We start from the raw sequence: 17533 nt of genomic DNA, 5'->3' as shown, positions 1-17533 counted from the left end.
GCTACTTGAGCGTGGCGGAGGTCAGGCCGGCCTGGATCTGGCGCTGGAAGGACAGGTAGACCACCAGCATCGGGATCATCGCGATGGTCACACCGGCGAACAGCACCGGCAGGTCCGTCTCGTAGCCCATCTGGTACTGCAGCTGGATCAGGCCCTGGGTGAGCATGTAGCGCTCGGGGTCCGATCCCGTCTGCGGCTGCATCAGCACCGACGGCAGGATGTACTGGTTCCACTGCCCCAGGACATTGAATATCCCGACGCTGATCAGGCCGGGCTTGGCCATCGGCAGCATCACCTGGAAGAAGATCCGGGTGTGCGAGGCGCCGTCGATCACCGCGGCCTCGTGCACGGCCGTAGGCAGCGTCCGGAAGAACGAGTGCATGAAGAAGACGGTGAAGGGCATCGAGTACGCCACGTACACCAGGACCAGGCCCTGGTACGTGTTGAGCATGTCCAGCCGCTTCACCATGAAGAACAGCGGGACGAGCGCCAGGAAGACCGGGAACATGGCCCCGCTGACGAAGAAGTAGTAGATCGGCCGGTTGCCCCGGAAGGGATAGCGGGCCAGGACGTACGCGGCCATCGAGCCGAGCAGCATCGTCAGCGGAACCGAGAACACCATCACGATCAGCGTGTTGGCGAAGTAGCTCCCGATGCCCTTGTTCCAGGCGCGGGGGAAGGCGTCGAAGTGCCAGTTGGCCGGCCAGCTCAGGGCCGATTCACCGATCTGCACGTCGGTCTTGAACGAGCCGAGCACCAGCCAGATCAGCGGCAGGACGATCAGTATCCCCCACACGGCGAGGAAGCCGTGCGAGAAGACGTTGAGGACCATGCCGTCGGAACCGCTCTTGCGCTTCCCGGCGGGCTGCCCGGTGGCGGAGGCGCGCTTCTTCTCGGCTGCCGCCTCGCCCGGTGCTTTGACAACTGTGGTCATCGTGGTCTCCCGCTAGAACTCGACGTGCTCGCGGCGAGTGGCCCGCAGCGTGATGGCGGAGAGGATCAGGGTGAGGACGAGCATCACGACCCCCATGGCGCAGGCGTATCCGGCCTTGCCGAAGTAGAGGAAGTTACGCATCAGCACCGTCGCCATGACCTCGCTGTGGTGGTCCGGTCCGCCGCCGAACTGGCCCGAGGTCATGGTCGACACGAGGACGAACATGTCCATCGCGGCGATGCCCAGATAGACCGCGGAGGTCTGCACAGAATCCCACAGCAGGGGCAGCGTGACCTTGAAGAAGGTCTGGGCGCGTCCCGCGCCGTCGAGGAGTGCGGCTTCGTAGATGTCCTTGGGGACCGACTGCATGGCGGCCGAGAAGAGGACGAGGTAGAAGCCGACCCCGTGCCAGACGACCACGAGCAGCAGGCACCAGAGGACGAAGTTGGGTTCGTTGAGCCATTCGATGGGATGGGCCGGGTCGACCAGGCCCAGTTTGGTGAGGAATCCATTCAGCAGCCCTCCCTCGTCGCTGCGGTACACGGCTCCGAAGAGCACCGCGAGAATCGCGAGGGAGAGGACCTGCGGGAAGAAGTAGATCACCTTGTAGAGGGCGGAACCCGCCACCCCCTGGACCCCGCCGGCCCCGCTGCGTCCGCCGGCGTTCAGCATGAACGCGAAGAACAGGGCGATCAGGATGGTGACCGTGGGGACGAACACCAGGAGCAGCAGGTTGTGCAGCAGCGCGCCGCGGAAGACCTCGTCCTTCAGCAGGGCCGAGTAGTTGTCCAGACCGACGAAGTCGAAAGTCGGTGACTGACCCGTCCAGTTGGTGAAGGAATAGCCGAACGTCTGAACGTACGGCCAGATGACAAAGGTCAGGTACAACGCGAGGGGCAGGATGAGGAAGCCGGCGATGAAGCCGCCCCGCCCCTTGCTGTTCACTACATGGCTCATGGTGTCCGTCCCTGGTGTTTCCGGGTGACCGGTGGACGCTGTTGTCAGCTGCGCTTGTTGTTCTTGGCGTTCGGGTCCTTCGTCGCCTTGTCTACCGCAGCCTGAGCCCGCTTGATCCATTCCTTGGGCTGGATGCGCTTGGCCATCAGCTCATTGGACGCGTTCTCGAGCTCCGTGCCCATCGCGCTGTACCAGTCCGCGTAGCGGTAGTTGAAGGTATTGTCCCCGGCCGCCTTGAGCGCCGCCACTGCCGACTGCGTACCCGGGCGGAGCTTGACCGCCGGGTCCACGCCGTCCTTGAGGACGGTGAGGGAGTTGGCCTGCTGGGCGAAGAGGGTCGACCATTCGCGCGACAGCATCGAGCGGAGGAACTCCAGGCCGCCGGCCTTGTTGGCGGCCTTCTCCGGGACGATGAAGGGCTCACCGGCACCGGCGCGGATGGCCTCGAAGGGCAGCTTGCTCCCGGGCAGCACCGGCATCGGCAGGAACTGCATGTCGAAGTCTTCCGGGGTCTGCTTGAGCTGCTCGTTCTCCAGCCAGGAGCCGGAGGTGATGAACGCGGCCTTGCCCTGGTTCCACTGGGTCTGGGACTCGGTGTGCGTCAGGCCGTTGGTGCCCGGCATCAGCAGGTCCTTCTCGACGATCTCGTAGATCGCCTCGACGGCCTCCAGCGCCACCGGGTTGTCCGCGAAGGCGTTCGGCTCCAGGTTGTCGATCGCCTTCATGGCATCCAGGCCGCCCTTCTTGGCGATCAGGTCCATGATGGCGACGTTGATGTAGTACGGGTACTTGCCCTGGTGCGCCAGGCCGCCGATGCCGGCCGCCTTGGCCTTCTGACAGATGTCCATGAACTCGGGCCAGGTCTTCGGCGGGGCCCAGCCCTTCTCCTTGAAGAGCTTGCCCGAGTACCACAGGCCCCAGACGGTGTAGACGTACTGCAGGGCGACGAACTTGCCGCCGATCATGCCGCCTTCGACGGTCCCGGCCATCAGCGTGTCCCGGACCTTCTTGCTCGGGTCGTCGAGCGACGGGGCGTCGAGCACCGCGGTGAGGTCGGCGAGCTGGTTGCCGGTGGCGAGCACGTCCAGCTTGATCTGCTGGGCGCCGGAGTCGTCGACGACGTCCGGCGGGTTGCCGCCGTTGAAGCGCGGCTGCAGCTTTGAGGTGATCTCCTGGGTGGAGAGGTGGGAGGAAGTGGTGCCCCACTTCTTGTCGAACGCCGCCTCCCAGGCCTTGGCGTAGTCGTCGCCGTAACCGCCCTTGAAGACGACCACGTCGAGCTTGCTGCCCTTGGCGACGCCGAACGGGTTCTCCTTGGTGATGGCGACCTTGGACTCGTTGCCCTTGGTCGTCTCGTCGGAGCCCGAAGCGCACGCGGACAGGAAGCTCATCGTCGGTACGGCGATCAGGCCGAGTGCCGCGGAGCGCTTGATCAGGTCCCGGCGGCCGAAGCCCTCGCCGTTGCTGTTCTCGCCGTGGGCGGAGGTGGATCCCATGCTCAAGTCCTCGCCTTCGTCAGGAGTGTGAGGGAGGAAGGAAAGTGCGACTGCTGCCGCCCAGCGGACATCACCGCAGGTCCCCGCCGTCCCCCCGTCCGGGGCCGCTCGTTTCGCGGTGATCCGGACGGGCACAGGTATAGTCCACTTCCGCTCCTGTGAGCAAGATCATGTACCAGTATGGGCCCCGGCTTTTCCGAGTTGAGACCTCACCGTCACCTGACCTGGACCGTCGGAGCCGCCCGCAGAAACGGAAGGGCCGTACCCCCTTAACGGAGGTACGGCCCTTTGGTGCCGGTATGCGCTCAGCCGCGAATGAGGTTGCGGAGCACGTACTGCATGATCCCGCCGTTGCGGTAGTAGTCCGCCTCACCCGGGGTGTCGATGCGGACGACCGCGTCGAACTCCACGCCCGTGTCGGTGGTCACCTTGACCGTGCGCGGGGTGGTGCCGTTGTTCAGCTCCTCAACGCCGGTGAAGGAGAAGGTCTCCTCGCCGGTGAGGCCCAGGGAGGCCGCCGTGACGCCCTCGGGGTACTGCAGGGGCAGGACGCCCATGCCGATCAGGTTGGAGCGGTGGATGCGCTCGTAGGACTCCGCGATGACGGCCTTGACGCCGAGCAGCGCGGTGCCCTTGGCCGCCCAGTCGCGGGACGAGCCCGAGCCGTACTCCTTGCCCGCCAGGATGACCAGCGGGATGCCGGCGGCCTGGTAGTTCTGCGAGGCGTCGTAGATGAAGGCGACCGGGGAGCCCTCGACGGTGAAGTCGCGGGTGAAGCCGCCCTCGGTGCCCGCCGCGATCTGGTTGCGGAGGCGAATGTTGGCGAACGTACCGCGGATCATGACCTCGTGGTTGCCGCGGCGGGAACCGTACGAGTTGAAGTCGCGGCGCTCGACGCCGTGCTCCGTGAGGTACTTGCCGGCCGGGGTGTCGGCCTTGATCGCACCGGCCGGGGAGATGTGGTCGGTGGTGACCGAGTCGCCCAGCTTCGCCAGGACGCGCGCGCCGGCGATGTCGGAGACCGGGGTGGTCTCCATCGTCATGCCCTCGAAGTAAGGGGGCTTGCGCACGTAGGTGGACTGCGGGTCCCACTCGAAGGTGTTGCCCGTCGGGATCGGCAGCGCCTGCCACTGGGCGTCGCCCGCGAAGACGTCCTGGTAGGACTTGTTGAACATGTCCTCGCCGATCGCGTTCGCGACGACGTCGTTGACCTCGGCCTCGGTGGGCCAGATGTCCGCGAGGAAGACCGGCTTGCCGTCGGAGTCGGTGGCGATGGCGTCCCGGGTGATGTCCACCTTCATGGAGCCCGCGATGGCGTACGCGACGACCAGCGGCGGGGAGGCCAGGTAGTTCATCTTGACGTCGGGGTTGATGCGGCCCTCGAAGTTGCGGTTGCCCGAGAGCACCGAGGTGACCGCGAGGTCGGCCTCGTTGATCGCCTTGGAGATCTCCTCCTCCAGCGGACCGGAGTTGCCGATGCAGGTGGTGCAGCCGTACCCGACGAGGTTGAAGCCCATCTTGTCGAGGTACGGGGTCAGGCCGGCCTTGTCGAAGTAGTCGGTGACGACCTTCGAACCCGGGGCCAGGGTGGTCTTGACCCACGGCTTGCGGGCCAGGCCCTTCTCGACGGCCTTCTTCGCCACGAGCGCCGCGGCGACCATGACGTAGGGGTTCGAGGTGTTGGTGCACGAGGTGATCGCGGCGACGGTGACGGCGCCGTGGTCGATCTCGAAGGAGGTGCCGTCGGCCAGCGTCACCGGGGTGGGCTTGGTGGGCACGCCGTTCGCGGACGCCGGGGCGTCGGACGCCGGGAAGGACTCCTTGCCGGCCTCCTCGTCGTCGCTGACGTAGTTGCGCACGTCCTGGGCGAACTGCTGGGAGGCGTTCGCGAGGATGATGCGGTCCTGCGGGCGCTTCGGGCCGGCGATGGAGGGGACGACCGTGGAGAGGTCGAGCTCCAGCTTCTCGGAGAAGTCCGGCTCGGCGGCCGGGTCCAGCCACAGGCCCTGAGCCTTGGCGTACGCCTCGACGAGGGCGACCTGCTGGGCGTCGCGGCCGGTGAGGCGCAGGTACTTCAGCGTCTCGTCGTCGATCGGGAAGATCGCGGCGGTGGAGCCGAACTCCGGCGACATGTTGCCGATGGTGGCGCGGTTCGCCAGCGAGGTCGCGGAGACGCCCTGGCCGTAGAACTCGACGAACTTGCCGACGACGCCGTGCTTGCGCAGCATCTCGGTGATCGTCAGCACGAGGTCGGTGGCGGTGGTGCCGGCCGGCAGCTCGCCGGTCAGCTTGAAGCCGACGACGCGCGGGATCAGCATGGAGACCGGCTGGCCGAGCATCGCGGCCTCGGCCTCGATGCCGCCGACGCCCCAGCCCAGTACGCCCAGGCCGTTGACCATGGTGGTGTGCGAGTCGGTGCCGACGAGGGTGTCGGGGTACGCCTGGCCGTTACGGACCATGACCGTGCGGGCCAGGTGCTCGATGTTGACCTGGTGGACGATGCCGGTGCCCGGGGGGACGACCTTGAACTCGTCGAAGGCGGTCTGGCCCCAGCGCAGGAACTGGTAGCGCTCCTTGTTGCGGCCGTACTCCAGCTCGACGTTCTGGGCGAACGCCTCGTGGGTGCCGAACTTGTCGGCGATGACGGAGTGGTCGATGACCAGCTCGGCCGGCGCCAGCGGGTTGATCTTGGACGCGTCGCCGCCGAGTGCCTTCACGGCCTCACGCATGGTGGCGAGGTCCACGACGCAGGGAACGCCGGTGAAGTCCTGCATGATCACGCGGGCCGGCGTGAACTGGATCTCCTCGCTGGGCTGGGCCTGCGAGTCCCAGTTGCCGAGCGACCGGATGTGGTCGGCGGTGATGTTCGCGCCGTCCTCGGTACGGAGCAGGTTCTCCAGCAGGACCTTCAGGCTGTAGGGAAGGCGGGCGGAGCCCTCGACCTTGTCCAGCTTGAAGATCTCGTACGACTCGTCGCCCACCTGCAGCGTGCTGCGGGCGTCGAAGCTGTTCGCCGACACGACAGTCTCCTTCATGCATGAATTCGCGCGTATTACCGCAATCCTGCCGCGTGGCACTCTGGCCAATCCGCTAAGGTGAGGCTAAGTTAGGTAACCCTTACCAGCGGGACGGCCGCGGAACGCCTTGGGCAGATATCTCGATGTCGAGATAACTCTAGTACATGCGAGGGGGCCGGGACGAGGCACGCACCCTCGGCCCCGCCGGTACGGTCAGCTGACCAGGTGATTCCACCTGCCCGGATTCGACGAGCTCGACCGGCCCTGAGGCCGTCGTGGCGGCGATCCGGTCGGATCCAGGGTGACGGTGGTCACGGAGGGTTCGTTCTCGACGTACGCCGGGTCCTGGGGCGATCCGCGGGCTCCGGATCCCGCAAGGTGGTGCACGGCGTGGATTCGGTGTCGGGGCGGGTGGCATCGGCGCGGGTGGCCCGCGCCGCGGCGGCGGGCCCGCGCCCGGCCTCTCCCATGAGCTCGGGGGCGAGGACGCGGGCGCCGTCCCGGCACGACCGCGCGAACCGCCCAGCCGATCGCTCTCACGGACCTCGACGCACGCCCGGCGACTCGCCACCGAGGGGTCGACTTGGGTAGTTGCCCGCAAATGGCACTATTTGCCCCTGGCTGCCCTGGACTACTCCGGACCCGCGAGCCGGGCGACCCCGAGCGGTCGCACCGGCGTCCACCGCAGCGACCCGGTCGCCGCCATCAACGAACTCGCCGGGCGCGAACCGGTCGAGCGGCCCCCCGCCCCCGCCGACCGGCGGTGCGACGTCACCACCCACACGGCCGCGGGCCGGCGCCGGCCGCACGGGCTGGAGCAACTGCTCGACACGGCCCAGGAGGAGCTTCTGTCCCCTTTGTCCGTACATGAGCGGGAAGTGCCCACCCAACTGCCCGGACGGCTCGCCGCGCACCACTCAGGATCCGGCCCCACCATGGGAGCTGACGACCGGTAACACCCGTTCGCCACACCTGGCGCGATCTACATCTCATATCTGAGATACCGTGCACCCATGGCAGACGACTACCTCGTACGCATCGGCAAGCTCATCCGTGACGCCAGGCAGCACCGCGGCTGGACACAGAGTCAGCTCGCGGACGCACTGGGCACCAGCCAGAGCGCTGTGAACCGGATCGAGCGCGGCAACCAAAACATCAGCCTTGAGATGATCGCCCGCATCGGGGAAGCCCTCGACAGCGAGATCGTCTCCCTCGGCTACGCAGGTCCGATGCACCTGCGCGTGGTCGGCGGCCGCCGCCTGTCCGGCGCGATCGACGTCAAGACGAGCAAGAACGCGTGCGTGGCACTGCTCTGCGCCTCCCTGCTCAACAAGGGCCGTACGGTGCTCCGCCGGGTCGCCCGCATCGAGGAGGTCTACCGCCTCCTCGAGGTCCTGAACTCCATCGGCGTCCGCACCCGCTGGATCAACGACGGCGTCGACCTGGAACTCGTACCGCCGGCCCGCCTCGACATGGACGCCATGGACGCGGACGCGGCCCGCCGCACCCGCAGCATCATCATGTTCCTCGGTCCCCTCCTCCACCGGATGGACCACTTCAAGCTGCCCTACGCGGGCGGCTGCGACCTCGGCACCCGCACCATCGAGCCGCACATGATCGCCCTGCGCCGCTTCGGCCTGGACATCACCGCGACCGAGGGCATCTACCACGCCCAGGTCGAGGCCGGGATCTCCCCGGACCGCCCGATCGTGCTGACCGAGCGCGGGGACACCGTCACCGAGAACGCGCTGCTGGCCGCCGCGCGCCACAACGGCACCACGGTCATCCGCAACGCCTCCTCCAACTACATGGTCCAGGACCTGTGCTTCTTCCTGGAGGCGCTCGGCGTCCGGGTCGACGGCGTCGGTACCACGACCCTGACGGTCCACGGCGTACCGAACATCGACGTGGACGTGGACTACTCCCCCTCCGAGGACCCGGTCGAGGCGATGAGCCTGCTGGCCGCGGCCGTGGTCACCGAGTCCGAGCTGACCATCCGCCGGGTCCCGATCGAGTTCATGGAGATCGAGCTCGCGGTCCTGGAGGAGATGGGCCTCGACCACGACCGCTCCCCCGAGTACACCGCCGACAACGGCCGCACCCGCCTGGTGGACCTCACCGTCCGCCCGTCGAAGCTCGAAGCGCCGATCGACAAGATCCACCCGATGCCCTTCCCCGGGCTGAACATCGACAACGTCCCGTTCTTCGCCGCCATCGCCGCCGCGGCCCAGGGCCAGACCCTGATCCACGACTGGGTGTACGACAACCGGGCCATCTACCTGACGGACCTCAACCGCCTCGGCGGCCGCCTCCAGCTCCTGGACCCGCACCGCGTCCTGGTCGAGGGCCCGACCCGCTGGCGCGCGGCGGAAATGATGTGCCCGCCGGCCCTCCGCCCGGCGGTGGTCGTCCTCCTGGCCATGATGGCGGCCGAGGGCACCTCGGTCCTGCGCAACGTCTACGTCATCAACCGCGGCTACGAGGAACTGGCGGAACGCCTCAACTCGGTGGGCGCCCAGATCGAGATCTTCCGCGACATCTAGGGATCGCCTTACGCAAGGCCTGTGCGGCGAGTGGCTCGCCGGCTGACCGGCCATCACCTCAGACGAGGCCCCGACACCCCTTCACGCGGGGTGACGGGGCCTCAGTCTTTTGGATCTCATGTGTCCATGGAAGAGCAGGCCTTGGGCGCCTCGCAACTCGCAAATCGCAAATCGCAAATCGACGTGGCTCACGATCATCCCGCCCTCGGCGCCGACGCCCGCCACGCCATCGACTGGGACCGGGTGCGCGCCACCGTCCACTGCTGACGGAGAGCCGATACATCGACACAACTCCACCAAAAGGGCTACACGTTGCGGTGGTCCGCGATACCTTCCGATGCCCCCACTCCGGCTGAAATCGCGCGTTGTGGGCGCTTCGTCGTCTCAGATCCCGTACTCACCCTTATACGCAGTCAACATTTTGTGTAATCTCTGCGCGCTCATGACATGGATTGCCAGAAGGGCAGCTTGTGACCTACCCGCCTCCGTACCCTTATCCGCTCGCACCAATCCCGGACCGGCGGCGCTGGTGGCAGCACCCGGGGCTGATCATCCCGCTCCTGGTGATCGTGCCGCCCGTGGGAATCCTGCTCGTCTGGCTGAGCCGCTGGAAGATCACCCCGAAGATCATCAGCTCCATCGTGGCCGGCGCCTGGATGATCGCTCCGTTCGTCACCGACCCGCCGGACAGGACCGAGGCCGACGCTAAGCCGAAGGCCCCCGTTGCGGCACCGATCGCCCCGTCGGCCTCACCGAGCCCCAGCCCCTCCGGTCCACCGGACCTCGTCGGCCAGAACCTCAAGAGCGCCCAATCCGCCGCCATGACGGCCGGGTTCAACTCCATCTCGCATGACGCCGGGCCTGACGAATCCGGGCAGTGGGCGGACGGCAACTGGAAGGTGTGCTTCCAGACCCTGGCGGAGAAGTCTCCGGGCAAGCCCACCATCGACTTCGCCGTGACCCGGAACGAGTGGCCGTGTCCCGCGAAGGACGGCGACCCGATCCCGTATCCGAAGATGCCCAAGGTGGTCGGCCAGGACTACGCCGGGGCGCAGGAGACGTTGAAGCCGCTGGCGCTCCAGAAGATCGAGCCGCAGAGCGCCTACACCGACGTCACCCTCCCCGGGAACCCGGACACGTGGACCGTCTGCTTCCAGGACCCTGAAGAGGCCAGGGCCATCCAGAACCCCACCACCACGACGGCGCACCTGTCCTTGACCGCTCCGGGGACGTCCTGCCCTGCCGACAAGCACACCAAGCTGCACCCGGACCCGACCCCGCCGCCGCCGACGGCCACCAACGACGACGATGACGACTCCGGCAGCGGCAGTTCCTCGACGGGTGGTTCGTCCTCCGGCGGCAGCGGCAGCGGCGCGGGCACCATCACGCCCGGCGCCTTCTGCTCGTCCCCCGGTTCCACGGGCGTCAGCAGGAAGGGCGTCGTCTACACGTGCAGCCAGGGGCACTGGCGCCGGTAGGCAGCCGCTCCCCGACACCACACCAATCGCGTCCAGGGACGAGTTTGCGGACTTCTCGCCGTGGCGCCTGATGGCAGCCTCCCGCGACTCCTCGGCGGGAGGCTCGACAACCGGCTCGCGAGTCGTGTGCTGAATTCCGGACGCGGTTGGCGGGATCGAGCGCTGTCCTGAGCCAGCGAGGGAGGACGTGCTCCTTGGTGAGGGGTGTTCCTCCGCAGAACACACAGGTACGAGCCATGGGGAAGGCCCGTGGCAGGGTGGGCGGATGACGACGAACCGCGAGCTCTCATCCGGTGTCCGCCCCGCACCGTGGCCGGACACCGCCCCGGTCCACGGGGAACTCCTCGCGGCGAAGGAACTCGTCTACGACCCGTGCGGGTTCACCTGCTCGCGGCCGGTGCCCGAAGCCGAAGGGGCCGCCTACGCCGCCCACGGGTTCACCCTCGACGGCCGCTCCGTCCGGTTCCGCGCGGCCAGGACGACCCCTACCAAAGTCGGCCAGTTCGTCACCGTCTGGAAGAGGTCCCCGGCCGGGCCCATCCGGCCCTTCGACATCGCGGACCCCGTCGACCTCTTCGTCATCAGCAGCCGCGACGACCAGCACTTCGGCCAGTTCGTCCTTCCCGTGGACGCGCTCCGCCGGCACGGCATCCTGTCGGCCAACGGTTCCGGCGGGAAACGGGCCTTCCGCGTCTACCCGCCCTGGGTGACCACCACCAACAGCCAGGCCGGCAAGGCACAGACGTGGCAGCTGGACTTCTTCCTGCACCTGCACCGGGACGGGGCCGTCGACCCGGCCCGCGCCCGCGCGCTCTACCACCCCCACCCGCAGGACGGGGCCGGTGGGCCGAAGGGCAGGGCTCCGGCCGGCCGCACCGGCACGGGAGTCAACGGGGTCGATCAGCCCGGGTAGTTGGTGCGCCACGGCTCGTAGTACGGATTGTCCACGCACTCGTCCATGATCTCCACCTTCTTCACCTTGTCGACGGGACAGACGGCCACGATGAACGAGCGCGCGATGCCGCCCGGGAAGGCCACCTCGACCTGGGACGCGTACTTGTGGGTGTCACCGATGGTCTGGTTGACGTCGACCCCGCCCGGGGCGTCGATGTAGTAGTTCCAGCCGCTCTTCCAGGACTTGTACAGATCGTGGTCGTAGGTCGTGGAGACGTACGGGGAGGCCTGGTTGACCAGGACGTAACTCTCGATGTCGTACTGGCCGTTCAGGGTGTCCTTGGGGAGGAAGCCCTCCTCGAAGACCACCGTCGGCGGGCGGCCGTCCGAGCGGTAGAGCTGCTTGCAGTTGATCCGCCAGGACGGGGAGGGGGTGATGCGCTCCACCTCCACGCGTTCGTCGGCGGCGGCGAAGAGGTGGTCCTGGACCCGGGGGCAGGAGTTCGCGGGTGCGGCCGCGTGGACGGAGGCGGAGGCGGAGGCCGGCGGCAGCAGGGCGGCCGCGAGGGCGGTCGCGAGCACGACGGCGCGCCGGCGCAGGGCGTGGGTGATCATGGGCCCACCCTGGCGTCCCCGCACCGCCCGCAGAGGCATCCTCACCCGTTGGTGAGCGTGTCGGCCTTCATCGCGATCCCGGCCCGACTGCACTGACCGCGCGCGGAGTTGGCGGCGGAACGATCCTTCGCACCGTGTCGCCGTCGGGGCGGGAGCGCGGCGGCGATATTCAGCCGGATGCGCCGCCGGCCCTCGCCCCCGGCCGCCCCCACCCACAGAATCGCCCTGTCAGCACAGTTCTGAGGGCGGAGCCATGGCAACAACGGATGCAGCACGGGCGGGTACCGGCGTCGTTCAGGGGATTCCGCGGCTCGAGGGCACGCTCCTGCTCGGTTCGCTCGCCGGCCTGAAGGCGGACTCGCTCGGTACGTACCTGCGGGCGCAGCACCGGCACGGCGACGTCGTGCGGGTCACGGCGGGCCCGCCCGGGCTCCGGGCCGAGCTGCACTGCGTGTTCTCCGCGGAGGGGGTGCAGCAGGTACTCGCCACGCAGGCGGCCAACTTCCGCAAGGACAACGCCATTTACCAAGAGGTCCGCAACGCCTTCGGCAACGGTCTGCTCACCAGCCAGGACGAGGACTACCTGCGCCAGCGGCGGCTGGTCCAGCCGCTGTTCACCAAGCGCCGGGTGGACGGGTACGCGGACGCCGTCGCGACCGAGACCGCCGCCACCCTCACCGCCTGGGAGCAGGCCCCGGACGGGGTCGTCGACGTCGCGGACGAGATGATGGTCCTGGCGCTGCGCGCGGTCTCCCGGATCCTCTTCGGCACCGACTCGGACGCCACCGCCGCCGTCGTGGACCGGTGTTTTCCGGTCATCACCGAATACGTGCTGCGCCGCGGCTACTCCCCCGTCAACGCCCCGCGCGGCTGGCCCACTCCGGGCAACAGGCGGGCGGCCGCCGCGCTGGAGGAGCTGTACGGGGTCTGCGACGCGATCATCGCCGGGCGCCGGGGCGAGGGCGCGCGCGAGGACGGGGCCGGGGACGGGGCCGGGGACGGCGCCGGGCACGGGAGCAGTGGCCAAGACCTGCTGTCGCTGCTCGCCGCCGCCAGCAGCGCGGACGACGGGGAGTTCGACGCCACCGAACTGCGCGAGCAGGTGCTGATCTTCCTGCTGGCCGGGCACGAGACGACCGCCACCTCACTCGCCTTCTCCCTCCACCTGCTGGGCCGTCACCCGGAGTTCCAGGACCGGGCCCGCGCCGAGATATCCGCGGTCCTGGGGGACCGTACGCCCGGGGCCGCCGACCTCGACCGCCTCCCGTACCTCACCCGGGTGCTCAAGGAGGCCATGCGGCTCTACCCGGCGGCCCCCGTGATAGGGCGCCGCTCGGTCGCCGCGGCCGAGGTGGACGGGCACACCATCCCGGCCGGCGCCGATGTGATCGTGGCGCCGTGGGTGACCCACCGCCATCCCGGCTACTGGCCGGACCCGGAGCGTTTCGACCCGGACCGGTTCACCCCGGAGGCGGAGGCGACCCGGCCGCGCTACGCCTGGTTCCCCTTCGGCGGCGGCCCGCGCGCCTGCATCGGGCAGCACTTCTCCATGCTGGAGTCGGTGATCGCACTGGCGATGCTCCTGCGGACCTACGAGTTCGAGGCCGTGGACACCGACATCTCGGTCAGCGCCGGCATCACCCTGCGCGCGACCAGTCCGGCGCGCTGCCGGGTCCGGCGCGTGATCGCGTAACGGACCAGCCCGAGGAGGGCAAGGCGGGCCCGGTCCTCAGGCCGCCGTCGGTTTGTGGTTGCCCTGGAGCCGGGCGAGGTCCGAAGGCCGCACCTGGATGACGAAGAGCGCGATCAGCGCGGTGACCAGGGTGAACACGGCCGCGGCCACGAAGGCGGCGCTCACGCCGGAGGTGAGGACCTGGTCGCTCCAGGGCTTCGGGTACTGCTTGGTCCGGGCGAAGAACAGCTTCTGTTCGGGGGTCGCCGTGCGGAGGAAGGAGCCCGCCTGGTCCCTGGCCTCGTTGCGGCTGGCCGTGCCGAAGACGGTGACCAGGATGGACAGGCCGAGCGAACCACCCACCTGCTGCATCGAGTTCAGCAGCCCGGAGGCCGCGCCGGACTCCCGGTCGGGGACGTTCGAGAGCGCCATCAGGGTCAGGGACACGAACTGCATGCCCATGCCCGCGCTGAACAGCAGCATCGGGCCCAGGATGCTGCCCAGGTAGGTCGAGTGGATGTCGGTCTGCGTCAGCCAGGCCAGTCCGGCGGACGCGCACAGGGCTCCCGCCACCATGAAGGGCTTCGGCCCGAACTTCGGCAGCAGCTGGGAGGTCATCCCCGCCATCAACGCGACCATCACGCTGACCGGCAGGAAGGCGAGTCCGGCCCGCAGTGGGCTGAAGCCCAGCACGTTCTGCACGAAGAGGGTCAGGAAGAAGAACATGCCGAAGATCGCGCAGGCGAAGAAGAGCATGATCGCGTAGGTTCCGGCCCGGTTGCGGTCGGCGAACATGTGGAGCGGGGTGATCGGCTGTGGCGAGCGACGCTCGTTGAGCACGAAGAGGGTCAGCAGGACCACGGCCGCCACGAAGGAGCAGAGCGTCAGCCCGTCGCGCCAGCCCTCCTGGGAGGCGCGGATGAATCCGTAGACCAGGGCGACCATGCCGACCGTGGAGAGCAGGGCGCCGGCGAGGTCGAAGTGGCCGGGATGGCGTGCGGACTCGCGGATCACCTTCGGGGTGGCCAGCGCGATCAGCAGGGCGATGGGGACGTTGACGAAGAGCACCCAGCGCCAGTTGAGCCACTCCACGAGTATCCCGCCGGCGAGCAGTCCGATCGCGCCGCCGCCGGCCGAGACCCCGGCGAACACCCCGAACGCGCGGTTGCGTTCGGGACCCTCACGGAACGTGGTGGTGATCAGCGCGAGCGCGGTGGGCGAGGCGATGGCGCCGCCGACGCCCTGGAGGGCGCGGGCGGCCATGAGCTGGGGGGCGTTCTGGGCGAGTCCGCCCAGCAGCGAGGCCAGGCCGAAGAGCAGGACGCCACAGATGAAGACGCGCCGCCGGCCGAGGATGTCGCCGGTGCGGCCGCCGAGGAGCAGCAGGCCGCCGAAGGTGAGGGTGTAGGCGTTGACGACCCAGGACAGGCTCTCGGTGGAGAAGTTGAGGGCGGTCTGGATGTGCGGCAGCGCGATGTTCACGATGGTGATGTCGAGAACGACCATGAGCTGGCACGACGCGATCACGAGCAGAGCGAGCCCGTTACCGCCGCCGTTGCCTTGGACCTTGCCGTCGGTCCCGGTGCTGGTACTGCTCGGCGAAGCGTTCTGGTCCACTTTTTCGACGCTAAACCTGTACCCCAAGGGGCACCACTCGAACGGGCTAGGCCATGTGGCATATGTTGTGTGATATGTACCCTGTAGTATTTCACATGGCACACTGACTCCATGGATCGCATGGATGACTTCCTCAGGCTCTCCGCGAGCACGGCACGGTTCACCTACGGCGCCCCGCGCGCCTTCTCCTTCGGTGACGAAGGCCGGCTCCTCTGGTTCCTCCGCTCCACCGGCCCCACCGACCCCCTCGACAGCCTGTGGGTCCTGGACACCGCCACCGGTAGCGAGTCCCGGCTCGCGGACCCCCGCGAACTGTCCCCCGAGCCCGCGCCCCTCCCCGTCGTCGAACGGCGTCTGCGCGAGCGCACCCGGCTCGTAGCCGCCGGGATCGGCTCGTACGCGCTCTCGGGCGACGGGCGGCGCGCCGTCTTCGCGCTCTACGGGCGCCTGTACGAGGTCACCCACGAAGCGGAGGCCGGCCAGGGCCGGGCGGACCGGGGCCGGTCCGGACAGGGCGCGCAACCCAAGGAGCTGCCCGCCGCCGGGCCCGTCTTCGACCCCCGCCCCGACGCGGACGGCTCGCGCGTCGCGTACGTCACCGGCGACGCCCTCCACACCGTCCCCGGCGGCCGGGTCAGCCCCGACGACGGAGCCCGCTGGGGAGTCTGCGAGTTCGCCGCCGCCGAGGAGCTCGGCCGCGACCGGGGCCACTGGTGGTCGCCCGACGGGCAGGCCCTGCTCGCCGCCCGCGTCGACGAATCCGCCCTCCAGCGGCGCTGGTTCGCCGACCCGGCGCACCCGGAGCTGCCGGCCGAGGACTTCGCGTATCCCGAGGCCGGAGGCCCGAACGCCGACGTCCAGCTGTGGGTGCTCCGGCCGGGCGGGGGCGCGAGTGCGGACCGTGGCGAGGGCGCGCCCGTACGGCTCGACTGGGACGCCGGGACCTACCCCTACGTCTCCGACGCCGGCTGGGAGTCGACCTCGGAGATCCTGCTGACCGTCCAGGACCGCCTCCAGCAGACCGTCCTGCTGCTCACCGCCGACCCGGACACCGGGCGTACCCGGGAGCTGTCGCGCACCACGCACCCCCAGTGGGTGGACCCCCTGCTCCCCGGCACCCCGGCGCGCCTGGCCGACGGCCGGATGCTCACCTGCGCCGACACCCCGGGCGGAGGCGCCCGCGCGCTCGCGCTGGACGGCGTACCGCTCACCGGGGACGGGGTCCAGGTCCGCCGCGCGGCCGGCACGCACGGCAGCCGGCTGCTCATCGAGGCCGGCCTGCGCGACCCCTCCGAGCAGCAGGTGCTCCTCCTGGACCCGGACACCGGTGGGCTGACCCCGCTCGCGGACGGGCCCGGGGTGAACTCCGTCCAGGCCTCGTCCGGGGCGCTGCTGCTGACCTCCGCCGACGCCGCCGGGATCCGGCGCGTCCTGCGGACCGCCGACGGGCGGGAGTTCATCCCCGGGGACCTGTCGCAGCCGCTGCCGTACCGGGTGGTCCCGGTGCTGGAGCGGGTCACCGGGCGTGGGATCCCGACCGCCCTCGTCCTGCCGCGCGGGCACGTCCCCGGCACGCGTCTGCCCGTACTGCTCGACAGCTACGGCGGCCCCGGCATGCAGGACGTCAGCGCCGAGCCGCGCCGCTGGCAGCACCGCCAGTGGTGGGCCGACCAGGGCTTCGCCGTGATCACCATCGACAACCGCGGTACCGCGTACGTCTCGCCGGAGTTCACGCACGCCATGTACCGGGGCTTCTCCGAGGTCACCCTGGACGACCAGGTCGCCGCCCTGCGGGCGCTCGGGGAGCGCCACGGCGACCTCGACCTGACCCGGGTCGGCATCCGGGGCTGGTCGTACGGGGGCTACCTCTCGGCGCTGGCGGTGCTGCGCCGCCCGGACGTCTTCCACGCGGCGGCCGCCGGGGCCGCGCCGACCGACTTCCGGCACTACGACACGGCGTACACCGAGCGCTACCTCGGGCTGCCGCAGGAGCACCCGGAGGTCTACGAACGGGACTGCCTGATCCCCGACGCGGCGGGGCTCAGCCGGCCCCTGCTGCTGGTCACCGGCCTCGCCGACGACAACGTCCACCCCTCCCACACGCTGCGGCTGTCGCAGGCCCTCACCGACGCGGGCCGCCCGCACCAGCTGCTGGCGCTGCCGGGCGTCACGCACATGACGCCGGGCGGGGTGCGGGAGAAGGTCATGGCAATGGAGCTGGAATTCTTCCGCAAGGAGCTGGGCCTGGCCTGAGCAGGACGGTCCGGGCTGGACGAGCGGGGCTGGACGGTCCGGGCACGACGACCCGGC

At 69.2% G+C, this 17533-nt stretch carries 12 protein-coding genes and 1 pseudogene; 7 read left to right on the top strand and 6 right to left on the bottom strand.

Translation table 11 applies throughout. The features are described 5' to 3' along the window. Window position 1 precedes the first annotated feature (1 nt). From OG389_RS28960 to acnA, 4 genes are all read right to left on the bottom strand, one after another. Complete coding sequence (locus tag OG389_RS28960) at window positions 2-934, bottom strand: carbohydrate ABC transporter permease (RefSeq protein ID WP_328301380.1); 933 nt, start codon at window positions 932-934, stop codon at window positions 2-4. 12 nt (window positions 935-946) lie between these two features. Then, window positions 947-1891 carry a carbohydrate ABC transporter permease gene (locus tag OG389_RS28955; RefSeq protein ID WP_328301378.1) on the bottom strand — a complete coding sequence of 315 codons (945 nt, stop codon included), beginning with the start codon at window positions 1889-1891 and terminating at the stop codon, window positions 947-949. A 44-nt stretch (window positions 1892-1935) separates the two neighbouring features. After that, window positions 1936-3387, bottom strand: a complete 1452-nt coding sequence (gene ngcE, locus OG389_RS28950; RefSeq protein WP_328301376.1) for an N-acetylglucosamine/diacetylchitobiose ABC transporter substrate-binding protein — start codon at window positions 3385-3387, stop codon at window positions 1936-1938. Window positions 3388-3692: 305 nt separating this feature from the next. Next, complete coding sequence (gene acnA, locus OG389_RS28945; protein WP_328301375.1) at window positions 3693-6407, bottom strand: aconitate hydratase AcnA; 2715 nt, start codon at window positions 6405-6407, stop codon at window positions 3693-3695. 608 nt (window positions 6408-7015) lie between these two features. Here acnA and OG389_RS28940 point away from each other — a divergent pair. The 5 genes and pseudogenes from OG389_RS28940 to OG389_RS28920 form a co-directional block, all read left to right on the top strand. Next, window positions 7016-7360 (top strand): MarR family winged helix-turn-helix transcriptional regulator, encoded by a 345-nt coding sequence (locus tag OG389_RS28940; RefSeq protein WP_328301374.1) that lies wholly within the window; start codon window positions 7016-7018, stop codon window positions 7358-7360. A 57-nt stretch (window positions 7361-7417) separates the two neighbouring features. After that, entirely contained in the window at window positions 7418-8947 is a 1530-nt protein-coding gene (locus OG389_RS28935) for a helix-turn-helix domain-containing protein (protein WP_328301373.1), read from the top strand. 126 nt (window positions 8948-9073) lie between these two features. Beyond that, window positions 9074-9214, top strand: coding sequence for a hypothetical protein (locus OG389_RS28930; protein ID WP_328301371.1), 141 nt, complete (start codon window positions 9074-9076; stop codon window positions 9212-9214). A gap of 311 nt (window positions 9215-9525) precedes the next feature. Further along, window positions 9526-10425 carry a hypothetical protein gene (locus OG389_RS28925; RefSeq protein ID WP_328301369.1) on the top strand — a complete coding sequence of 300 codons (900 nt, stop codon included), beginning with the start codon at window positions 9526-9528 and terminating at the stop codon, window positions 10423-10425. Between the two features lie 265 nt (window positions 10426-10690). Beyond that, window positions 10691-11248 (top strand): annotated as a pseudogene (locus OG389_RS28920) (MepB family protein); the annotation flags it as partial. 77 nt (window positions 11249-11325) lie between these two features. On the opposite strand, the gene OG389_RS28915 reads toward OG389_RS28920, so the two are convergent. Next, the gene (locus OG389_RS28915) at window positions 11326-11934 is read right to left on the bottom strand and encodes an ADP-ribosyltransferase (RefSeq protein WP_328301366.1); all 609 of its coding nucleotides are present in this window, start codon (window positions 11932-11934) and stop codon (window positions 11326-11328) included. 253 nt (window positions 11935-12187) lie between these two features. On the opposite strand from OG389_RS28915, the gene OG389_RS28910 reads away from it, so the two are divergent. Further along, window positions 12188-13627 carry a cytochrome P450 gene (locus tag OG389_RS28910; protein ID WP_328301365.1) on the top strand — a complete coding sequence of 480 codons (1440 nt, stop codon included), beginning with the start codon at window positions 12188-12190 and terminating at the stop codon, window positions 13625-13627. Window positions 13628-13663: 36 nt separating this feature from the next. On the opposite strand, the gene OG389_RS28905 is transcribed toward OG389_RS28910, so the two are convergent. Further along, window positions 13664-15223: an MFS transporter gene (locus OG389_RS28905; RefSeq protein WP_443059361.1), complete on the bottom strand. Its 1560-nt coding sequence runs from the start codon at window positions 15221-15223 to the stop codon at window positions 13664-13666. Between the two features lie 111 nt (window positions 15224-15334). On the opposite strand from OG389_RS28905, the gene OG389_RS28900 reads away from it, so the two are divergent. Continuing rightward, the gene (locus OG389_RS28900; RefSeq protein WP_328301364.1) at window positions 15335-17476 is read left to right on the top strand and encodes a S9 family peptidase; all 2142 of its coding nucleotides are present in this window, start codon (window positions 15335-15337) and stop codon (window positions 17474-17476) included. Window positions 17477-17533 lie beyond the last annotated feature (57 nt).

This window comes from Streptomyces sp. NBC_00435, from assembly GCF_036014235.1.
Lineage (GTDB): Bacteria > Actinomycetota > Actinomycetes > Streptomycetales > Streptomycetaceae > Streptomyces.
This window is presented reverse-complemented; position numbering and strand designations above follow the sequence as displayed.